15 protein-coding genes are annotated in these 14,341 nt (G+C 65.3%); 9 read left to right on the plus strand and 6 right to left on the minus strand.

Annotated elements, in window-relative coordinates; translation table 11 throughout:
• Positions 1 to 18: 18 nt before the first annotated feature.
• Both IVB54_RS17885 and IVB54_RS17890 read left to right on the plus strand, forming a co-directional pair.
• Positions 19 to 858: an N-acyl homoserine lactonase family protein gene (locus tag IVB54_RS17885; RefSeq protein ID WP_247777410.1), complete on the plus strand. Its 840-nt coding sequence runs from the start codon at positions 19 to 21 to the stop codon at positions 856 to 858.
• Positions 859 to 941: 83 nt separating this feature from the next.
• Entirely contained in the window at positions 942 to 1,820 is an 879-nt protein-coding gene (locus tag IVB54_RS17890; RefSeq protein WP_085353414.1) for a DMT family transporter, read from the plus strand.
• Here IVB54_RS17890 and IVB54_RS17895 read toward each other — a convergent pair.
• Entirely contained in the window at positions 1,817 to 2,008 is a 192-nt protein-coding gene (locus IVB54_RS17895; protein ID WP_085353412.1) for a hypothetical protein, read from the minus strand. The two genes, IVB54_RS17890 and IVB54_RS17895, sit on opposite strands and share 4 nt — an antisense overlap.
• A gap of 31 nt (positions 2,009 to 2,039) precedes the next feature.
• A complete protein-coding gene (locus IVB54_RS17900; RefSeq protein WP_247777412.1) occupies positions 2,040 to 3,197 on the minus strand; it encodes an MFS transporter in 1,158 nt (385 codons plus the stop codon).
• A 184-nt stretch (positions 3,198 to 3,381) separates the two neighbouring features.
• On the opposite strand from IVB54_RS17900, the gene IVB54_RS17905 reads away from it, so the two are divergent.
• Positions 3,382 to 4,641, plus strand: coding sequence for an adenylate/guanylate cyclase domain-containing protein (locus IVB54_RS17905; protein ID WP_026233569.1), 1,260 nt, complete (start codon positions 3,382 to 3,384; stop codon positions 4,639 to 4,641).
• Positions 4,642 to 4,755: 114 nt separating this feature from the next.
• Here the strand turns inward: IVB54_RS17905 and IVB54_RS17910 are convergent, their stop codons facing one another.
• Positions 4,756 to 6,000 carry an MFS transporter gene (locus IVB54_RS17910; protein WP_247777415.1) on the minus strand — a complete coding sequence of 415 codons (1,245 nt, stop codon included), beginning with the start codon at positions 5,998 to 6,000 and terminating at the stop codon, positions 4,756 to 4,758.
• Between the two features lie 167 nt (positions 6,001 to 6,167).
• Here IVB54_RS17910 and IVB54_RS17915 point away from each other — a divergent pair, with 167 nt between their 5' ends.
• Complete coding sequence (locus IVB54_RS17915; protein ID WP_018458388.1) at positions 6,168 to 7,520, plus strand: Nramp family divalent metal transporter; 1,353 nt, start codon at positions 6,168 to 6,170, stop codon at positions 7,518 to 7,520.
• Between the two features lie 121 nt (positions 7,521 to 7,641).
• On the opposite strand, the gene IVB54_RS17920 is transcribed toward IVB54_RS17915, so the two are convergent.
• The 3 genes from IVB54_RS17920 to hemB all read right to left on the minus strand — a co-directional run bounded on the left by IVB54_RS17920 (position 7,642) and on the right by hemB (position 10,528).
• The gene (locus IVB54_RS17920) at positions 7,642 to 8,418 is read right to left on the minus strand and encodes an arginyltransferase (RefSeq protein WP_018458387.1); all 777 of its coding nucleotides are present in this window, start codon (positions 8,416 to 8,418) and stop codon (positions 7,642 to 7,644) included.
• Between the two features lie 163 nt (positions 8,419 to 8,581).
• A complete protein-coding gene (locus IVB54_RS17925) occupies positions 8,582 to 9,121 on the minus strand; it encodes an RDD family protein (RefSeq protein ID WP_007611123.1) in 540 nt (179 codons plus the stop codon).
• Positions 9,122 to 9,466: 345 nt separating this feature from the next.
• Positions 9,467 to 10,528 (minus strand): porphobilinogen synthase, encoded by a 1,062-nt coding sequence (gene hemB / locus IVB54_RS17930; protein WP_018456862.1) that lies wholly within the window; start codon positions 10,526 to 10,528, stop codon positions 9,467 to 9,469.
• Positions 10,529 to 10,649: 121 nt separating this feature from the next.
• On the opposite strand from hemB, the gene IVB54_RS17935 reads away from it, so the two are divergent.
• The 5 genes from IVB54_RS17935 to glyA all read left to right on the plus strand — a co-directional run bounded on the left by IVB54_RS17935 (position 10,650) and on the right by glyA (position 14,316).
• Positions 10,650 to 11,147 carry a DUF6163 family protein gene (locus IVB54_RS17935; protein ID WP_007611119.1) on the plus strand — a complete coding sequence of 166 codons (498 nt, stop codon included), beginning with the start codon at positions 10,650 to 10,652 and terminating at the stop codon, positions 11,145 to 11,147.
• A 406-nt stretch (positions 11,148 to 11,553) separates the two neighbouring features.
• Positions 11,554 to 12,072: a MarR family winged helix-turn-helix transcriptional regulator gene (locus IVB54_RS17940; protein WP_018456861.1), complete on the plus strand. Its 519-nt coding sequence runs from the start codon at positions 11,554 to 11,556 to the stop codon at positions 12,070 to 12,072.
• Between the two features lie 202 nt (positions 12,073 to 12,274).
• Complete coding sequence (locus tag IVB54_RS17945; protein WP_026233256.1) at positions 12,275 to 12,511, plus strand: hypothetical protein; 237 nt, start codon at positions 12,275 to 12,277, stop codon at positions 12,509 to 12,511.
• A 37-nt stretch (positions 12,512 to 12,548) separates the two neighbouring features.
• Positions 12,549 to 12,770, plus strand: a complete 222-nt coding sequence (locus IVB54_RS17950) for a hypothetical protein (RefSeq protein WP_018456859.1) — start codon at positions 12,549 to 12,551, stop codon at positions 12,768 to 12,770.
• A gap of 247 nt (positions 12,771 to 13,017) precedes the next feature.
• Positions 13,018 to 14,316: a serine hydroxymethyltransferase gene (glyA, locus tag IVB54_RS17955; RefSeq protein ID WP_247777416.1), complete on the plus strand. Its 1,299-nt coding sequence runs from the start codon at positions 13,018 to 13,020 to the stop codon at positions 14,314 to 14,316.
• Positions 14,317 to 14,341 lie beyond the last annotated feature (25 nt).

The following is a 14,341-nucleotide window of genomic DNA, read 5'->3' on the forward strand; positions in this document are numbered from 1 at the left end:
GCTGCAAGGGAGGAACGAATGATGCCAAAGATCAAAAAGATCAAGCTCGCCGTCGTTGTCGCTGCACTCGTTCTGTCCGGTCATGCGGTGCTCGCGCAGTCCGAAAAGACCGGTGTCGAGAAGCTCTACGTGTTCAATTGCGGGGAGGGCACCGCCGGCGACATCTCGCGCTGGACGCCCGGCCTCAACGAGGGCAAGACGATGGACTTCGTCGACAGCTGCTATCTCGTCAAGCACGCCAAGGGCTGGTTCCTGTGGGATACCGGCATCGCCGACGCAGTCGCCGCGATGCCGAATGGCCTTGCGCCCGCCGATCCCAAAGCCGTGACCTGGCGCCGGCCGAAGATGCTTGCCGCGCAGCTCGAACAGCTCGGCCTCAAGCCCGGTGACGTCAAGATGATGGCCGTCTCGCCCACCCATCCCGACCATACCGGCAATGTCGAGCTGTTCCCGCAGGCCATGCTCTATGTGCAGAAGGCCGAGTATGACTGGCCCGGCGCCAACAACGAGCCGCGCTTCAAGCCGTCGCATCCGGTCGAACTGCTTGCGGGCGACAAGGACGTGTTCGGCGACGGCAGCGTGACCATCCTGTCGACGCCCGGCCATACGCCGGGACACCAATCGCTGCTGGTGAAGCTGCCGAAGACCGGCGCCGTCGTGCTGTCGGGCGATGCGGTGCACTTCAAAGACAATTGGGACAACCGCCGTGTGCCGAGCATGAACGCCAACAAGGACCAGAGCGCGGCCTCGATGCAGAAGATCGCCGACACGCTCGGCAAGGAGAAGGCGCAACTCTGGATCAACCACGACAAGATCCAGCGCGACAGCCAGAAGATGTCGCCCGAGTTTTACGACTAGCTTCCCGCGACGCCCCTGTTGCCACTACGGTGGCAGCAGGGGCGTGCTAGCGCCCTCAGCAAGCTCCGCAACGGGAGACGATTGTGGGTGAGTGGGCCGGGGTTGCGATCGCGCTGGCGTCGAGCAGCCTTGGCGGCACTGCCGCGGCGATCACCCGCTATCTGGTCGGCGGCGCCGATCCGATCCTGCTCGCGATCCTGCGCTGGGGGATCGGCTTTCTCTGCCTGCTGCCGTGCGCGCTTCTGCTCGGCGTGCGCTGGCCGCAGCGGTCCGACTGGCCGGCCGTGGCGCTGCTCGGCATCTGCTTTTTCGGCGTGTTCTTCATCCTCTACAACATCGCGGTGTCCTACACGACCGCCGCGCGCGCCAGTCTCGCGCTGGCGACGCTGCCGCTCCACACCATGGTGGTCGGCGCCATCCTCGGCGTCGAGCGGCTGACGGCGCGCAAGATCACCGGCGTCGGCATAGCGGTGCTCGGCGTGGCGGCGGCACTGGCCGCGGGCCTGGCGCAAAGCCCGCCCGAGGCCTGGCGCGGCGAGCTGATCATGACCGGTGCCGTGTTCTGCATGGCGTTCTACAACGTGCTGTCGCGCCCGCTGATGCAGCGCTCCAGCCCGCTCGGCTTTCTCACGGTCGGCATGGGGGCAGGCGCCGCCGTGCTGGTGCTTGCGGGTATCGTGAAGGGCAGCTTTGCAGCGCTGGGGCAGTTCACGACGGCGCAGTGGATTGCCGGCATCTATCTCGGCATCGGCGGCGGTGCGCTCGCCTTCATCCTCTGGGTCATGGCGCTGGCGCGCGCGACGCCGACCCGGGTCGCCAATACGATGACGGTCAATCCGATCGCCGCCACCTTGCTCGCCGCGCTGCTGATCGGCGAGCCGATCACGCCAAATCTACTGATCGGGCTGGTCGCCGTGTTCGCCGGCATCTGGATCGCGACCGGCGAAACGAAGCCGGCCTAGGTGCGCGGTGCCGTGACCGGCGGCGGGCTCGCTTCCGGCGCCTTCTTCGGTTTCAGCGAGCCGGCGTAGAAGGAGATCAGCCAGACCAGGATGACGGCGAGGAGATAGACACCCCAGGCCTGCGGCGGCGTAGTCGCCCAGCGCAGGAGGCCTTTGAATGTGCGGGGTGGGCGCGTGTCTTCGGTCATGCTGCGCTTGTGCGCGAAAGCTCCGGCCCGGTCAATCCGGCCGCGGTTGCGCGCGGATCATGAACAGCGCGGCCAGCGCCGAGAGGCTGAGCGCGGAGGAGACGATCAACACCTTGGCGCCCATGACGTCGATGAGCAGGCCAAAGGCCAGCGGCGCCACGGCCTGCGCCATCCGTGCCGGCGCGCCGATGATGCCGAGGCGATAGCCGAAATCCTTGGGGCCGAAGATCGACAGCGGCAGCGTGCCGCGCGCGATGGTCAGGACGCCGTTGCCGGAGCCGTGGAATAGCGCAAACGCACTGGCCGCGGCGCCGCCGAAGATCGCCACGACCACCGCGCCGATCGGGTGAGTGAGGCAGGCGAGCCGCGTCGACCACAGCGGATGAAAGCGGCTGAGGAAGCCTGCCTCCAGAACCCGTGCGGCCACTTGCGCGGGGCCGATCAGCGCACCGGCCGCGATCGCCTCGACCGGCGTCGCGCCGGTTGCCTCCAGGATGCGCGGGAAATGCGCGGCCATCGCGCCGGTGACGGTCCAGACCGCGGCAAAGATGAAGGCGAGCAGCACCATGGTGCGGTCGAGCGGCAGATGCGGCTTCGCCGCTGTCGCCGCTGCTTGCTTGGCGCCCTTGATCGTCGGCAGCAGGAAGAAATTGAGCGGCAGGCCGATCAGGATATTGGCAGCGGCCCAGGCGAAGCAGGTGTCGCGCCAGCCAAAATGCGACAGGCCCCAGGCGGTGAGCGGCCAGCCGACGGTCGATGCAAAGCCCGCCATCAGCGTGATGCCGGTGATCGGCCTGCGCGCCTCGGTGCCGTAGATGCGCCCGAGCGCGGCGAAGGCGGCGTCGTAGAGACCCATCGCCATGCCGATGCCGAGCACGAGCCAGGCCATTGCCATCACCGCCACCGATTGCGAGAGGCCGAGCAGAACGAGGCCGGCGGCGATCGTCAGGTTCGACACCGAGAGGACCTGCCGGCCGCCGACCAGATCGATCTGTCGCCCGATGCGCGGCCCGAGCAGCGCCGAAATCACCAGCGAGGTCGAGAACGCGCCAAACACCCAGTTGGAGGAGATACCGAGATCGCGCGCCATGGGATCGGCGAGCAGCGCCGGCAGATAGTAGCTCGAGGCCCAGGCCAGGGTCTGCGTGGTACCGAGCGCCAGGATGATCGGAAGCTGGCGCTGGCTCATATCCCCGTATTTCTGATCGGCGGTGTCATCATTCGCATTTGCCGCCCGAGGCGGGAGCGCGTCAACAGCGTCCGCGACATATGCGACCTGCCGCGGGCGGGAGCCTTGGCCGTGAGCGGAGCTTTGGCGACGCAAGCTCCGCGCGCCGCCTTTCGCTCGTCACGAATGCACGCCATAATGGCGCATGCAATTGACCTCTCGCCTTGCGCTGATGAACTGGTTGGCCGGCCAGGGGCTCACCGGCCTGCCCGAACCCGAACTGCTGCGCGGCTTCTGCGAGCGCTGCCGCGCCGAGGGGCTGGAACTCTCGCGTGGCCTTGTCGTCATCGATACGCTGCACCCGATCTACGAGGGTCGCGCCTTCCGCTGGAGCGATACACCGACCAACGAGAGCGACGTCGTCGAATACGGCTCGACGGCCGAGGGCGACGCGGCCAACAATTGGCGCCGGTCGGTTTTCTATCATTTGCTCGAGCACGGTCACGACGAGATGGTGATCGACCTCGCCGACGCGCCCTCGCTCGATTTTTCGCAAATCGGCGAGCTCGCCGAAACCGGTCATCGCCATTTCCTGGCCTTTGTGCACCGCTTCGGGGAGACCGGAGCGCTGGGGCAGATGGACTGCCTCTACTCCTCCTGGACAACGCGACGCGACAGCGGCTTCGCCGACGCCGAACTCGCCGCGCTGCGCGATCTCGTGCCGGTGCTGGGGCTCGCGATCAAGTCGGCGCAGCAGGTCGACATCGCGCGCACGCTCGGCCGCGTCTATCTCGGCCGCGATGCGTCAGAGCAGGTCTTGAGCGGACGTATCTCGCGCGGCGTCACCGAGCGCATCAACGCCGTGCTGTGGTATTCGGATCTGCGCGGCTCGACCGGAATCAGCGAGAGCATCGGCCCCGACGAGATCATCCCGTTCCTCAACGACTATGCGCAGGCCGTGATCGACGCGATCCACGACGCCGGCGGCGACGTGCTGAAGCTGATCGGCGACGGCGTGCTTGCGATGTTCACCGGTGAAGACATGGCGCATGCCCGGCGCGCGGCGCTGCGCGCCGAGCATCTGTTCCGCAAGAACGTCGCTGCGCTGAACCTGAGGCGGGGCGCGGAGGGCCGTCCCACCACGTCCGCCTATATCGGCCTGCATGTCGGCGAGGTCTTCTACGGCAATATTGGCAGCGAGGACCGGCTCGACTTCACCGTGGTCGGTCCGACCGTGAACGAGGTCAGCCGCATCGCCTCGATGAGCCGTTCGGTCGATCGCGAGCTGCTGGCGTCGGCAGAATTCTACAAGGGCCTCGACGCCGCCGGCCGCCGCTATCTCGTCTCCACAGGCCGCTACGCGCTGCGTGGCATCGGCCGTGCGCAGGATCTCTACACGCTTGATCCGGAGGTGGACGCGAGCGAGCCGGTGACAGGCAGCTACGAGCGGTATCTGGCGAATTAGGCTGGCTGCTTCAACATACTCCGTCATTGCGAGGAGCTCTTGCGACCAAGCAATCCCGACTGTCTCCGCGGACGGATTCTGGATTGCTTCGCTTCGCTCGCAATGACAGTGCAGCTAACACCGCGCCACCGCCTCATCGCCCACCATGTCCGGCTGCCGGTCCAGCGCCACCGCGGGCGAGAGCCAAATGACCAGCGCCTGCACGCCGAACACGGCGGCGGCGAGATAGAGGCACGCTTCGGCGCTCCACAGGCCGCCGACGATCGCACCCAGCGCCGAGCCGACCGGACGGGCGCCATAGCTCATGATGTTGATGGCGGAGACGCGGCCGAGCAGGCGAGGCGGCGTCACCGACTGGCGCAGCGTCGTGGTCGAGATCACCCACAGGATCGGCCCGACGCCGAGCAGAAAGAAGCAGAAGGCCGCAAGCCAGGGCGAGGGGACCAGCACCGTCAGCGCCATCACCACCGCCGCGACGAAGCCGGTAACGGGGCCGAGGCCGACGACCGTGCCGAACGCGATGCGCTTCATCACCCGCGTCGCGAACAGCGCGCCGATCACCATGCCGACACCGTACATCGTCAGCACGGTGCCGACGCCGACCGCGTTTAGGCCGAGGTGACGTACGGCATAGGGCACGAACACCGCGATCTGCAGGAACCATCCGGTGTTGAAGATGAACTGGGTGATGAACACCGGCCGCAGCAGCGGATGATGAAACACGAAGGCCGCGCCTTCGCGGATGTCCTGAAACGGATGCCGCCGTGGCGCCGGCGTGCGGGCGGGCTCGTAGATGCCGGAGAGCAGCACGACGGCGATCGCGGACAGCGCGGCCGCAAAGCCGAAGGCCGGGCTCGCGCCCCACCACCCGACCAGCGCGCCGCCGAGCGCAGGGCCGCTGGCGAAGGCGATGGTGCGTGCGAGCTCGATCCGCGCATTGGCCGCCGGTAGCAGGTCCGAACTCACCAGCGAGGGCACCAGCGCCGGCGCGGCCACGCTGTAGACGACGGTGCCGCACACGGCGGCAAAGCCGAGCAGCGCCAGCAGCGGCAGATTGAGCGCGCCGAGCGCGAGCAGCAGCACGATCGCTGCAAGGGCCGCGGCCCGCAGCGCCTCGGCGCCCGCCATCAGCGAACGGCGGGAGATGCGGTCGGCCAGCAGGCCGGCGGGGATGGCGAAGAGGACGAAGGGCAGGGTCAGCGCGGTCTGGAGCAGGCCGGTCTGGCCTTCTGCCACGCCGAGCGTCAGCACCGCGACGATGGGGGCCGCGGCCAGCGCGATCTGTTCGGCCGACTGTGCCGCCAAATTGGACCAGGCGAGGCGGTTGAATGTCTCGGGGAGGCGCGGGGGAATTGACATGGCTCGTTTCCTGCAAAGTCGGGTTGGCGCCAGTATCCGCCTCGGGAGGCTCCCAAACCCACCCGCTTCCCGACAGGGGCGACACATAGCGACCGCCGAGGGACCGACGCGGCTAGATGCAGTTGCAAATGAGTTGCAATAAGGCTCGACTTCGGTATTCTCGCCGCATGGATGCTCGCTCTCCCGATCTGACCCGAGATGCTGCCGGCTGGCGCAATGACGCGCCGATGACAAAGAGCCTGGCCGAGGTGAATGCCTCGGTCGCCCTCCCCATCGCGGGGGTGTGGTGGCGGCGCCTGCTCGCCTTCGTCGGCCCGGGCTATCTGGTTTCGGTCGGCTACATGGACCCCGGCAATTGGGCGACGGATCTCGCCGGCGGGTCCAAGTTCGGCTACACGCTGCTCTCCGTCATCCTGCTCTCGAATTTGATGGCGATCCTGCTGCAATCGCTGGCGGCACGGCTCGGCATCGTCACCGACCGCGACCTCGCGCAGGCCTGCCGCGGGACCTATTCGCCGGCCGTGAACTTTCTACTCTGGCTTGCCTGCGAGGCGGCGATCATCGCCTGCGATCTCGCCGAGGTCATCGGCACCGCGATCGCGCTCAAGCTGCTGTTCGGCATTCCCCTGATTGGCGGCGCGCTGATCGCCGCGCTGGATGCCTTTTTGCTGCTCATCCTGATGAATCGGGGCTTCCGTTTCCTCGAAGCCTTCGTCATCGCGCTGCTCGTCGTGATCGCAGTCTGCTTCACCGTCCAGCTTGCCGCGGCAGCCCCGCCGGTCGCCGAGATGCTGAGGGGATTTGTGCCGAAGACCGAGATCTTCACCAACCCCGAAATGCTCTACATCGCGATCGGCATCATCGGCGCCACCGTGATGCCGCATAATCTCTATCTGCACTCCTCGATCGTGCAGACGCGCGCCTATGAGCGCAACGACGAAGGCCGGCGCGAGGCGATCAAATGGGCGACGACGGATTCGACCATCGCCCTGATGCTGGCGCTGTTCATCAATGCCGCGATCCTCGTGGTGGCTGCTGCAACCTTCCACAAGAGCGGCCATTCCGACGTCGCCGAGATCGGCCAGGCCTTCGAGCTGCTGTCTCCGTTGCTCGGCCTCGGCATCGCCTCGACGCTGTTCGCAGTGGCGCTACTCGCCTCGGGCCTGAATTCAACGGTGACGGCGACGCTCGCCGGCCAGATCGTGATGGAGGGCTTTCTCGACCTGCGCCTGCCGAGCTGGGCGCGGCGGTTGCTGACCCGCGGCATCGCGATCATTCCCGTGATCGTCGTCACCGCGATCTATGGCGAGCGCGGCACGGCTGATCTGCTGGTATTCAGCCAGGTCGTGTTGTCGATGCAATTGCCCTTCGCCGTCATCCCGCTGGTCCGCTTCGTCTCCGACCGCCGCAAGATGGGCAAGTTCGTCATACCGGTATGGGTCGCGGCGATCGCGTGGATCGTCGCCGGCATCATCGTGGTTTTGAACTTGAAGCTGCTCGCGGACACGCTGTTCGGGTGACCACACCACGGCTGTCGTCGTCCGGCTTGACCGGACGACCCAGTATTCCAGAGACAGTAGTGACTGAGCCGAGGCGCCGCGGCGTACTGGATGCCCCGCTTTCGCGGGGCATGACGGAGAGCTAATCCTGCGGCTCGGACGTCGCATCGCCTTGCGCGTCGATGCGCAGCCAACCTGACGGCGCGAGGCGCTGCTGCGGCAGGAAGCGGGCCTTGTAGTCCATCTTCTTGGAGCCCTCGATCCAGTAGCCGAGATAGACGTAAGGCAATCCCTGCCGCCGGGCGCGGGCAATGTGGTCGAGGATCATGAAGGTGCCCATCGAGCGGCTGACTTCGCCCGGCTCGAAGAACGAATAGACCATCGACAGGCCGTCGCTGAGCACGTCGGTCAGCGCCACCGCGATCAACTCCTCGCCGCGGCCGGTGATGCCGCTGTCGGGACCGCGCTTGCGGTACTCGATGATACGGGTCTCGACGTGGCTGTCCTCGACCATCATGGCGTAGTCGAGCACGGTCATGTCGGCCATGCCGCCATGGCGGTGACGGGAATCGAGATAGGCGCGGAACACCGAATATTGCTCGGAGGTCGGCACCGCGCTGCGCTGCTCGCCGATGATGTCGGCGTTGCGCGCGATGACTTTGCGGAAGTTGCGGGAGGGGCGGAACTCGTTGGCGATCACCCGGACCGAGACGCAGGCGCGACACTGGTCGCAGGCGGGACGGTAGGCGATCGACTGGCTGCGACGAAAGCCGCCATGGGTCAGGAGGTCGTTGAGGTCACCGGCGCGCTCACCTACGAGGTGCGTAAACACCTTGCGCTCGTGCCGGCCCGGCAGATAGGGGCAGGGGGAGGGCGCCGTGAGGTAAAATTGTGGGGTGTCGCGCGAGTGCTGGGTCAAGGGACGTCGTGGGCCTCCAAAATGTGCATCAGCATCGCGCTACGAAAGCCCCCGGTCAATCGGTCTACTCGGCAGGTCAGATCGGACAGCATAGCGGGTCCAGGTTGATAGGTTCTTGATCCAGGTTGGTTGATGAGTAGGTCCTTGATCGAAAGGTCGCTGATCAGTAGGTCCTGGCGCCCTGGGGCACCGGCGCACGAACGGAATTGTTGATCACGACCGTCCCCAACACGAAATCCTGCAGCAAGCGCCTGCGGCCGTTGAAGAGGCCGACCAGGACGACGAAAGGCGACAGGAACGAGACGGTCACCCAGAACAGCACGGCGTGGGTGGCCCCGAGCACGAAATAGCCGGGCGCGCCGTACCAGGTGCGCAACTCAAGATCCATCACGCGCATGCCGATGGTCGCGGACGACGGACCGCCGATGCAGGCGCCGTAATAGACGATGGCCCAGATCACGGAGGCCGGCCAGGCCAGCCAGAACAGCGCCCAGCCGATGCCGAGCGTGACCACGCCGAACACCGCGATGAAGAGGTAGCCGAGGATCACCGGCACCGAGATCACAACCATGTCGATCAGGAAGGCGAAGACCCGCCGCGTCGCAACGCCGCGGAACAGTTCCGGGTGCAGATAGGGATCGTAGGCATGTGGCTGCGCCCCACCGTCATTGCGCCAGGCATTGCCCGAGTCCGAATACGACATGACCATTCTCCCGAGGGAAACTCCCGTGGCAGGACTCCCGTGGAAGGACATGGGAACAGGCCGTCCGCGTGCCAAGGGCGCCGAGATTAACAAGCCGAAATATTCCGGCGATTCGGGGGCGGCGGAGGCGGGAGGAAAGGACGCGGCGCCACACCCTCAGTGTCGTCCTGGCGAAAGCCAGGACCCATTACCCCAGGGACAAGCTTGGCGAAAACTGGAAGTTAGTACGTTCGCCGGTATCGATACCGCGTGCTCTCGCTAGATCACCCGGTATGGGTCCTGGCTTTCGCCAGGACGACGATTAGAGACAGGGGCGCTCGGCCTTCGCCGGGACGACCTTGGGGCCTACCCCTGCGTCCGCAGCTTCTCCGCCGCCTTCGGTGCGAAATAACTCAGCACACCGTCGGCGCCGGCGCGCTTGAAGGCGAGCAGGCTCTCCATCATGGCGCGGTCGCCGTCGAGCCAGCCGTTGTTGGCGGCGGCCGCGATCATCGCGTATTCGCCGGACACCTGATAGGCGAAGGTCGGCATCGCGAACGTGTCCTTCACGCGACGGACGACGTCGAGATAGGGCATGCCGGGCTTGACCATCACCATGTCGGCGCCCTCGGCGATGTCGAGCTCGACCTCGCGGAGCGCCTCGTCGGTGTTGGCGCTGTCCATCTGGTAAGTGCGCTTGTCACCGGTGAGCGTCTTGGCCGAGCCGATGGCGTCGCGGAACGGGCCGTAAAACGCGGAGGCGTATTTTGCGGCATAGGCCATGATCTGCACGTCGAGCAGGCCGGTGCGATCCAGGCCCTCGCGGATCGCGGCAACGCGGCCGTCCATCATGTCGGAGGGCGCGATGATGTCGCAGCCGGCTTCGGCCTGCACCAGGGCCTGACGCACGAGCACAGCGACCGTCTCGTCGTTCAGGATCTTGCCGTCGGAGATCAGGCCGTCATGGCCGTGGCTGGTGAAGGGATCGAGCGCGACGTCGCAGAGAATGCCGATCTCCGGGAATTCCTTCTTGATCGCGCGCACCGCCTGGCAGACCAGATTGTTCGGGTTGGTGGCTTCCGAGCCCTCCTCGTCGCGCAGGGACGGATCGGTGTAGGGAAACAACGCGAGGCACGGGATGGTGAGCTTCATCGCCCGCTCGGCGTCGCGCACGGCCTGGTCGACACTGAGACGCTCGACACCCGGCATCGAGGCGATCTGCTCGCGCTTGTTGTTGCCGTCGATCAGAAACAGCGGCCAGATCAGATCGTCCGTCGTGAGCACGTTCTCGCGCACCATGCGCCGGGCCCATTCGGCCTTGCGGTTGCGGCGCGGGCGGACGGTCAGATCGAGGGCAGGGGAGGCCCCAGTGCCATCCCGGCGCGAGACCTCGCGCAACTCGATCGGACGTCCGTATTTGATCGCCATTACTTTTCCTCCGGCTGGAATTATTCTTATACCAGCTCGCATGGTTCCCGTCACCGCGGGTTGACCTGTCGCAAAGATGGCAGCCGATTGATTTTGCGGGGCAAAGCAGCCAGAAGGGGGCATGTCCGAGATCTCCACCCGCGATGCGGCCCGCGACAGCACCAGGGATGCCGTCCGAGACAATGCCAGAGACAGCGCCATGTCGGTGGCGGCGATCTCGTCGGAGCGGGCTGAATCCGACGACAATGTCTGGACGCGCCGGCTCGTGCTGTTCCTGCGGGTGATGGCGCTGCTCTCGATCCTCAAGGGCCTCTATCATTGGGCGCAGGTGACGGGCTTCGTGGGCGGCGAGGACGAGGCCTTCGAGAACCAGTCGATGGCCTGGCAGGCCTCAACCATTTACTTCGCCGTGATCGAACTCGTTGCCGCGGTCGGGCTGTGGCTGGCGACGCCTTGGGGCGCCGTGGTGTGGCTGACGACCGTGGTGTCGATGGCGGTGATCGAGCTGATGTTCCCCGGCATCTACGGCGGCAGCCTGGTCGTGGTCGGCGTCGAAGCCTTCATGCTGGCGGCCTATCTCGCGCTCGCCTGGATGGCCGCACGCGAACGACCGCCATAGCAAACTCTCTTGCCCCGACTCTGCGCTCGGCTTCGCTGTGCTGGTCCGGGACACGAGATTGTCGCGCTTGGTTGACGGCTGGTTGCGTAAAATTCGACGTAAGTTTTCGCTAACCAGCGTGTTCCGCCACAGCTCTTACGCGGCCGTTTCGAAACGGGGCGAGGCTGTTCTGGAATGCGACAATCGGGGCGGACGGAGGGTGAACAGGACCTTGCGAGAGTCAACAGACTGTTGCGTAAAGTGCTTGTGGGACAGGCTTAATCCGCAATTCACTGTCTTAAATTCATGATCTCTTTATTCTCTTATTTAAGCCGATCTTCAAACGAGCCCCTTAAGTTGCACCTATCAGACGGGACACAAGTTTCGTCGAATGAGTGTCGATAAAAACGACAACAGGGGAAGTGTCATGATGAAAGCCGTCGCAACTGCGGCAGATACCGCAGAGCGCGTCTCCGGCCAGCAGGGTTCGGTGCAGACGCTCTATCTGGAAGCTTTGACTCTGGTGGAGCGGCTGCATCGCCGGCTGCTCGACGTCATCAAGGACGAGTTCGATCGCCGCGGCCGTGCGGACATCAACTCGGTGCAGGCGCTGCTGCTCTACAACATCGGCGACAAGGAGCTGACCGCGGGCGAACTGCGCACGCGCGGTTATTACCTCGGCTCCAACGTTTCCTACAATCTGAAGAAGCTCGTCGAGCTCGGCTTCCTCGACCATCAGCGCTCGCGCGTCGATCGCCGCTCGGTGCGCATCCGCCTGACGCCGCAGGGCCAGGAAATCCGCCGCATCGTCGACTCGCTCTACCAGAAGCACGTCAAGACGGTCGAACAGGTCGGCGGCATCTCGGGCGAGGAGTTCTCGACCCTGAACAAATCGCTGCACCGCCTCGAGCGGTTCTGGACCGACCAAATCCTGTATCGTCTCTGAGTTCTTTTCGACGGGACAAGGCCAAGCCGGCCCGCAACAAGACCGGCAAGCCTCCCGAACGTGCCTGAGCTTCCCCAAGCGCGCCGGCCCGGCTGTGTCCGGACCGGTGCGTTTTTCCATTTCGCGGTTGCGAAAAAAATCCCCGACACCAGGGAACGAGTTCCCGGTTCGATGCTTATCTCCTCCGGATCGGAGGCTGACGATGCTGGTCGAGCGTGGCGTGGGGGTGATGAACGTGGAACTCGTGAGCGAGGCCTACGCCATCGCCGCGAACTATCTTCGCCGCTCCGGCGCGATCCGGGACACCCTCGTCACCGACGAGCGCCTGCTCGAGATCGTCATCAAGTTGCTCCAGCACGGCGAATTCAACAAGATCAGGCTGGCCAACAAGGCCATTGTCAGGTTCGAGGCGCAGTCCGAGGCCAAAGCGGTTGCCTGATCTCAACTCCCAAACGCGGCAAGAACCAGAGGGTGCCATGGAAGCTGCCATCGACCGGATCATGCATACCTACGATTTGCTCGCCAACCGCACGTCCGCGGCGAGCGCGGAGGCGCGGGAAAAGGTCACGAACTACATCACCACCTTGATGGAAGCCGGCGAGAAGGACACCCACAGGTTGACGGTTTGCGGCCTGACCTATCTGCGGCAGCTCGACGGCAGCGTGGATCCCGTGAAGGCGGGGTATACCGGGCTGTAGAGGCCGGCCGCTCGCACCCGCGCGGCCTTTCGGGGCCAAAGCGGACCTTTCCTGGACATGGACGCCGGATACCACCCCGTCATCCAAATCCTCCGATCCCACCATATCTTGCATAAATCACAGGTCCGACCCGCAAACCCTTGGCCTGTTGCGGGCGATGTGGTAGATCGCGCTCGCCGCTTCCGATCGCCACACCAGACCCGTCCGTAGCCCGCCAAAAGGCTGCGGCGGTGGAGATATTCGCAAGATGACCTTCGCCAAAACCGCCTCCGCGCCCGATTCGTTTTTCACCGCCTCGCTCGAGCAGGCTGACCCGGAAATCGCAGCCGCCATCAAGGGCGAGCTCGGCCGCCAGCGCCACGAGGTCGAGCTGATCGCCTCCGAGAACATCGTCAGCCGTGCCGTGCTGGAAGCGCAGGGTTCGGTGATGACCAACAAATACGCGGAAGGCTATCCGGGCGCGCGCTACTACGGCGGTTGTGAGTGGGTCGACGTCGCCGAGAACCTCGCGATCGATCGTGCCAAGAAGCTGTTCGGCGCCAACTTCGCCAACGTGCAGCCGAACTCCGGCAGCCAGATGAACCAGGCGGTGTTTCTGGCGCTGCTTCAGCCCGGCGACACCTTCATGGGCCTCGATCTCGCGGCCGGCGGCCATCTCACCCACGGCTCCCCGGTCAACATGAGCGGCAAGTGGTTCAAGGCCGCGCACTACACCGTGCGCCGCGAGGACCAGATCATCGACATGGACGCGGTCGCCAAGCAGGCCGAGGAGGTCAAGCCGAAGCTGATCGTGGCCGGCGGCTCGGCTTATTCGCGCGCCTGGGACTTCAAGCGCTTCCGCGAGATCGCGGACAGCGTCGGCGCGTATCTCCTGGTCGACATGGCGCACTTCGCCGGTCTCGTCGCCGGCGGCGTGCATGCCTCGCCCGTGCCTCACGCGCACATCACCACCACCACGACCCACAAGTCGCTGCGCGGTCCGCGTGGCGGCCTGATGCTGTGGAATGATGAGGCGCTGACCAAGAGATTCAACTCGGCGATCTTCCCGGGCCTGCAGGGCGGCCCACTGATGCATGTCATCGCGGCCAAGGCGGTCGCCTTCGCCGAGGCGCTGCGGCCGGACTTCAAGGTCTATGCCAAGAACGTCGTCGAGAACGCCAATGCTCTGGCGGAGGCGATGAAGGGCCACGGGTTCGACATTGTCTCGGGCGGCACCGATAATCATCTGATGCTGGTTGACCTCCGGCCGAAGGGCCTGAAGGGCAACGCCTCGGAGAAGGCGCTGGTTCGCGCCGCCATCACTTGCAACAAGAACGGCATTCCGTTCGATCCCGAGTCACCGTTCGTCACCTCCGGTATTCGTCTGGGCACGCCGGCTGCGACCACGCGCGGCTTTGGTGTCGCTGAATTCCAGCAGGTCGGCGGCATGATCGCCGAAGTCCTCAACGCGATCGCGCAGTCCGACGACGGCAAGGCGCCGCTGGTGGAAGCCGCGATCAAGGAACGGGTCAAGGTGCTCACCGACCGTTTCCCGATCTATCAGTAAGGCTCAAGAAAAACCGGTCAAGGTC

This window comes from Bradyrhizobium sp. CW1, assembly GCF_023100665.1.
Lineage (GTDB): Bacteria > Pseudomonadota > Alphaproteobacteria > Rhizobiales > Xanthobacteraceae > Bradyrhizobium > Bradyrhizobium canariense_D.

Excerpts from the sequence above, each read along its gene's own strand:
- IVB54_RS17885 (WP_247777410.1), top strand. The coding sequence starts at position 19 with ATGATGCCAAAGATCAAAAAGATCAAGCTCGCCGTCGTTGTCGCTGCA.
- IVB54_RS17895 (WP_085353412.1), bottom strand. The coding sequence starts at position 2,008 with ATGACCGAAGACACGCGCCCACCCCGCACATTCAAAGGCCTCCTGCGC.
- IVB54_RS17900 (WP_247777412.1), bottom strand. The coding sequence starts at position 3,197 with ATGAGCCAGCGCCAGCTTCCGATCATCCTGGCGCTCGGTACCACGCAG.
- IVB54_RS17905 (WP_026233569.1), top strand. The coding sequence starts at position 3,382 with ATGCAATTGACCTCTCGCCTTGCGCTGATGAACTGGTTGGCCGGCCAG.
- IVB54_RS17910 (WP_247777415.1), bottom strand. The coding sequence starts at position 6,000 with ATGTCAATTCCCCCGCGCCTCCCCGAGACATTCAACCGCCTCGCCTGG.
- IVB54_RS17915 (WP_018458388.1), top strand. The coding sequence starts at position 6,168 with ATGGATGCTCGCTCTCCCGATCTGACCCGAGATGCTGCCGGCTGGCGC.
- IVB54_RS17925 (WP_007611123.1), bottom strand. The coding sequence starts at position 9,121 with ATGTCGTATTCGGACTCGGGCAATGCCTGGCGCAATGACGGTGGGGCG.
- hemB (WP_018456862.1), bottom strand. The coding sequence starts at position 10,528 with ATGGCGATCAAATACGGACGTCCGATCGAGTTGCGCGAGGTCTCGCGC.
- IVB54_RS17935 (WP_007611119.1), top strand. The coding sequence starts at position 10,650 with ATGTCCGAGATCTCCACCCGCGATGCGGCCCGCGACAGCACCAGGGAT.
- IVB54_RS17940 (WP_018456861.1), top strand. The coding sequence starts at position 11,554 with ATGATGAAAGCCGTCGCAACTGCGGCAGATACCGCAGAGCGCGTCTCC.
- IVB54_RS17945 (WP_026233256.1), top strand. The coding sequence starts at position 12,275 with ATGCTGGTCGAGCGTGGCGTGGGGGTGATGAACGTGGAACTCGTGAGC.
- IVB54_RS17950 (WP_018456859.1), top strand. The coding sequence starts at position 12,549 with ATGGAAGCTGCCATCGACCGGATCATGCATACCTACGATTTGCTCGCC.
- glyA (WP_247777416.1), top strand. The coding sequence starts at position 13,018 with ATGACCTTCGCCAAAACCGCCTCCGCGCCCGATTCGTTTTTCACCGCC.